Genomic DNA, 4,873 nt, shown 5'->3' on the forward strand with positions numbered 1-4,873 from the left:
GGGCGGTTGCCGGGTCGCGCCGACGCGCCCGATCCCGCCGTCATCGGCCTGTCGCGCGATCAGGCGACCGACATCTTCCTGTCGCAGCTGACCAGCCGCCAGATGGATCGGTTGTCGCGCCATCTGCAGGCGCGCGGCGAAGGCTTTTATACGATCGGATCGTCGGGGCACGAAGGCAATGCCGCGGTCGCGGCAGCGCTGCGCGTCACCGACATGGCGTTCCTCCACTATCGCTCGAACGCGTTCCAGCTCCACCGAGCCCGGCAGATGCCGGGGCAGAATCCGACATGGGACATGCTGCTGAGCTTTGCGGCGTCGAGCGAAGATCCGATTTCGGGCGGCCGGCACAAGGTGATCGGATCGAAGCCGCTCAACATTCCGCCGCAGACCTCGACGATTGCGTCGCACCTGCCGAAGGCGGTCGGCGCCGCCTTTTCGATCGGCATCGCCCGCCGCCTCGGCATGAGCGGACTGCCGCTTCCCGACGACGCGGTGGTGCTGACGAGTTTCGGCGATGCGTCGGCGAACCATTCGACCGCGCAGGGCGCGTTCAACACTGCCGGCTGGGCGGCGTTCCAGGGCTCGCCGATGCCGCTCATTTTCCTCTGCGAAGACAATGGCATCGGCATTTCGACGCGCACTCCAACGGGCTGGATCGAGGCGCAGTTCCGCCACCGTGCAGGACTGCACTACATCAAATGCGACGGCACCGACCTTGTTTCGGCCTATGCGGGCGCGGCCGAAGCCGCCGATTATGCGCGTCGATATCGCAAGCCGGTCTTCCTCCACATGGCGACGGTGCGGCTTTATGGGCACGCCGGATCCGACGTGCAGGGCGCCTATCTGCCCAAGGCACTGATCGAGGCCGACGAGGCGCGCGACCCGCTGCTTGCCGGCGCCGCGCTGATGGCCGAACACGGCTGGATGTCGCCCGCCGAAATCGCCAAAGCCTATGAGGACATCGGCGCGACCCTGGCGCGGCAGGCCGAGGCGGCGATCCTGCGGCCGAAGATCACGACGCCGGCACATGTGATGGACAGCCTGATCCCGCCGAAGCGCGAGATGGCGCGCCCGAACACGCCATCGGACGAGGATCGCAAGGCGATGTTCGGCAGCGATGCCGGCGCGATGGACAAGCCGCAGCATATGGCACGGCTTTTGAGCTGGGCGCTCGCCGACCTGATGCTCGCGTACAAGGAAATCGTCGTCGCGGGCGAGGATGTCGGGCCGAAGGGCGGCGTCTACAATGTCACCGCCAAGCTCCACCAGCGTTTCGGATCGGCGCGCGTCGTCAACACATTGCTCGACGAACAGGCGATCCTCGGGCTCGCGATCGGCATGGCGCACAACGGCTTCCTGCCGATGCCCGAAATCCAGTTCCTCGCCTATGTCCACAATGCCGAGGACCAGATCCGCGGCGAAGCGGCGACATTGAGCTTCTTCTCCGACGGGCAATATACCAACCCGATGGTGCTGCGCATCGCGGGGCTCGGTTATCAAAAGGGCTTCGGCGGGCATTTCCACAACGACAACAGCCTGGCCGTCTTTCGCGACATCCCGGGTGTGATCCTTGCGGTGCCGTCGAACGGCCGCGATGCGGTCGCAATGCTCCGCGAATGCGTCCGGCTAGCGCGCGAGGAGCAGCGGGTCGTCGTCTTCGTCGAGCCGATCGCACTCTATATGACCCGCGACCTCCACGAAGAAGGAGATGGGCTGTGGACAAGTGTCTATGAGGCGCCCGGCGACGGCGCACCGATCCGTTTCGGCGACGTCGGCGTCCATGGCAACGGCGACGACCTTGCGATCGTCACCTATGGCAATGGCACTTATTATTCGCGGCAGGCCGAAAAGCTGCTCGCCGCCGACGGCGTCAAGGCGCGCGTGATCGATCTGCGCTGGCTCGGTCCCGTCGACGAGGAAAAGCTCGTCGCCGCGGTCGGCGACGCCAAGCGCATCCTGATCGTCGACGAATGCCGCATCACCGGATCGCAGAGCGAGGCGCTGATGGCGACCTTCGTCGAACGCACCCCCGGCAAGAAGCTCGCGCGCATCGCCGCCGACGACAGCTTCATTCCCCTGGGCAAGGCCGCTACCCTGACCCTTCCGAGCCGCGATTCCATCTATGCTGCCGCGAAGGAGTTGCTCGCATGAGCGCGCGCAAATCCGCGCTCGTCGTCGCGCCCGGCCGCGGCACCTATGGCAAGGGCGAACTCGGCAGCATCGCGCGGCTGCATGGACAGCGGTTCGGCGATCTGATCGCCAATTTCGACGCGCAGCGCCGCGAGCGCGGCCAGCCGACGGTGAGCGAACTCGACGGCGCCGAGCGCTTCAGCGTCGCGACGCATATGCGCGGTGACGTTGCGGCGCCGTTGATCTACACCGCGACGATCCTCGATTTCCTCAGCATCGATCGCGGGCAATATGACATCGTCGCGGCCCTCGGCAATTCGATGGGCTGGTACAGCGCGCTCGCTTGCGGCGGTGCGGTATCGGTCGAGGACGGCTTTCGCATTGCGAACGCGATGGGGCTCAACAGCCAGACGCACGGTCCCGGCGGCCAGATATTGCTGCAGGTGGTCGACGAGGATTGGCGCCCGGTCCCTGGCCTGCGCGAGGCGCTGTTCGCGCTGACCGCCGACATCGGATCGCGTCCCGGCCATGCGCTGGCGCTGTCGATCGATCTTGCGGGAATGCTCGTGTTTGCCGGTAACGAGGAGGGACTTGCGGCGCTGCTTGCCGAAGCGCCCCCGACTCCGGGTCGCGACCCGCTGCGGCTCGCCGGCCACGGCCCGTTCCACACGCCGCTGATGTTCGGCAGTTCGGACAAGGCGAAGGCCGAACTGCCGCATTCGCTGTTCGGCCGCCCCGCGCTGCCGATGGTCGACGGGCGCGGCCATATCTGGCGCCGCCATTCGAGCGATCCAGCTGCAGTCTGGGACTACACCTTCGGCCACCAGATATTGGCGCCTTATGATTTCGCGCTCTCGGTGCAGGTCGCGGTTCGCGAATATGCTCCCGACGTCATCATCCTGCCCGGCCCCGGCGACACGCTGGGCGGTGCGATCGCGCAATCGCTGATCGGCATCGGCTGGCAGGGAATCGGCAGCAAGGCTGATTTCGCCGCGCGGCAGGCGGCCGATCCGGTCCTGCTCTCGATGGGCCGCGCCGAACAGAGTCTGCTCGTAACCGGAAGCCAATAGGGCCGACGGAGAGGAACGTCTCCGCCGACCCTGTCGTTTGCGCGGGGTCAGGTGGGGTTGACCCCGCGCGAATGAACGGCAGCGCCCATGGGGACCAACTCAAAGGCGGTACACCGTTCATTTTCCTTATAGGCGCGGTGCGCCGTTTCTGGCCGGACCCGCGCTGCGATCATGCGCCAAAACGGACCGGATTGGCGGGCCCGCCGCGCGCATATTCGGCAATGAACCGCAGCCGCAGCAGTTCGGCGACATTGCCCGCACCGGCGCGCCGCATGATGTTGGCACGGTGCACCTCGACGGTGCGCGGGCTGAGTTCGAGCTGGCGCGCGATCGCCTTGTTGCCGAGCCCCGCGGCGATGGCGTCCAAGATGTCACGCTCGCGCGGGGTCAGCGCCGCGAGCCGTTCCTCGGCCGCGCGATGCTGGTCGAGCGTGTCCTGGCGCAGGCGCCAGTCGCCGAGCGACTGCTCGATCGTCCGGCGAACGAGGCGCGGATCGAGTGGTGCGGGCAGCAAATCCTGTGCACCGCCGCGCAGGATCGCGCGCGTTTCCTCGATCGTCAGGCGATCGGCAGCGACGAAGATTGTCGTCCCGGCGCGTTCGGCGACGCGGTCGAGCAATGCGGCACCGCTCGTCGGGCCGGGTTGCCGCCAGTGGAACAGCAGGATGCCGCCTTCGCGATCGGCGCCCGCGTCCAGCCAGGCGTCGGCGTTCGCAAAGCTGCGGATGACGCGTCCCGCGGCAGTGGCGAGCACGCGAAAGCAGGCGGCGCGCTCGACCGGGTCGGGCAGGACAAGATGGATATGGCCCCCGTTTTCGTTCACCCGGCCATGCTGGTCGGTCCCGCGCGCCAGGCCCAGCGCCGTTCGTTCGGCTCCGGTACCATTGCGGACGCATCGCGCCGGCTTGACCAAAATCGTATACGATGTACTAGGGCCCCGACGCCATCATCGCAGGGGCCGCTTCTTGACCGCCGATTCGCAAGATATTCCCTTGGGCGTAACCCCGCACCCGGCGACGATCATACTCGTCGGTTGCGGCAATATGGGCGGCGCCATGCTCTCCGGCTGGCTGAAGAGCGGCGTGCCCGCATCGTCGATCATCGTGATCGACCCGGCGCTGGCCACGGCGCCCGCGGGCGTGCGGCTGGCGGCTTCGGTCCCGGTCGGTCTCGCGCCGCCTTCGGTGCTCGTGCTGGCCGTGAAACCCCAGAAACTTGCGGAGGTTGCCCCCTCGTTCGCGGCGCTGGTCACCGCCGATACGATGCTCGTGTCGGTGCTCGCGGCGGTCGAGTTCAGGACGTTGCGCTACCATTTTCCGGTGGCAGGATCGCTGGTGCGCGCGGTGCCGAACCTCCCCGCCGCGATCGGGCGCGGGGTCACCGCGCTCGCAGGCGAAAATGTGGACGGGGCGTCGCGAACGCTGGCTGAAAGTCTTTTTGTTCCGCTCGGTGTGGTGGAATGGATGGAGGACGAAGCCCTTTGCGCGATCGCAACGACGGTTTCGGGAGCGACGCCCGCCTTCTTCTTCCGCATTGCCGACGCGATGGCGCTCGCCGCCGAAGCGCAGGGGCTGAGCCGCGAGCAGGCGCTCCGGCTGATCGCCGAGACGATGGCCGGATCGGCAGCGATGCTGGCCGAGCCCGGCGCCGATCCCGCCGACATGGCGCGCCGC

At 67.3% G+C, this 4,873-nt stretch carries 4 protein-coding genes; 3 read left to right on the plus strand and 1 reads right to left on the minus strand.

What is annotated here, in order from left to right; genetic code table 11:
* On the plus strand, positions 1-2,151 hold a 2,151-nt coding region (locus VGD20_RS05835; RefSeq protein ID WP_414714548.1), incomplete at its 5' end, for a thiamine pyrophosphate-dependent enzyme.
* Positions 2,148-3,200 carry an ACP S-malonyltransferase gene (locus tag VGD20_RS05840; RefSeq protein WP_331133550.1) on the plus strand — a complete coding sequence of 351 codons (1,053 nt, stop codon included), beginning with the start codon at positions 2,148-2,150 and terminating at the stop codon, positions 3,198-3,200. The genes VGD20_RS05835 and VGD20_RS05840, both read left to right, overlap by 4 nt.
* 169 nt (positions 3,201-3,369) lie before the next feature.
* Here VGD20_RS05840 and VGD20_RS05845 read toward each other — a convergent pair whose 3' ends face one another.
* Positions 3,370-4,023 carry a response regulator transcription factor gene (locus tag VGD20_RS05845; protein ID WP_331133551.1) on the minus strand — a complete coding sequence of 218 codons (654 nt, stop codon included), beginning with the start codon at positions 4,021-4,023 and terminating at the stop codon, positions 3,370-3,372.
* 142 nt (positions 4,024-4,165) lie between these two features.
* Here VGD20_RS05845 and VGD20_RS05850 point away from each other — a divergent pair.
* Positions 4,166-4,873: pyrroline-5-carboxylate reductase family protein (locus tag VGD20_RS05850; protein ID WP_331133552.1), on the plus strand; the 708-nt coding region annotated here is incomplete at its 3' end.

It is taken from the genome of Sphingopyxis sp., assembly GCF_036402335.1.
In the GTDB taxonomy this organism is placed as follows: Bacteria; Pseudomonadota; Alphaproteobacteria; order Sphingomonadales; family Sphingomonadaceae; genus Sphingopyxis.

What these genes read in the sequence shown, in the direction of transcription:
- VGD20_RS05840 (WP_331133550.1), top strand. Translation starts at nt 2,148, where the DNA reads ATGAGCGCGCGCAAATCCGCGCTCGTCGTCGCGCCCGGCCGCGGCACC.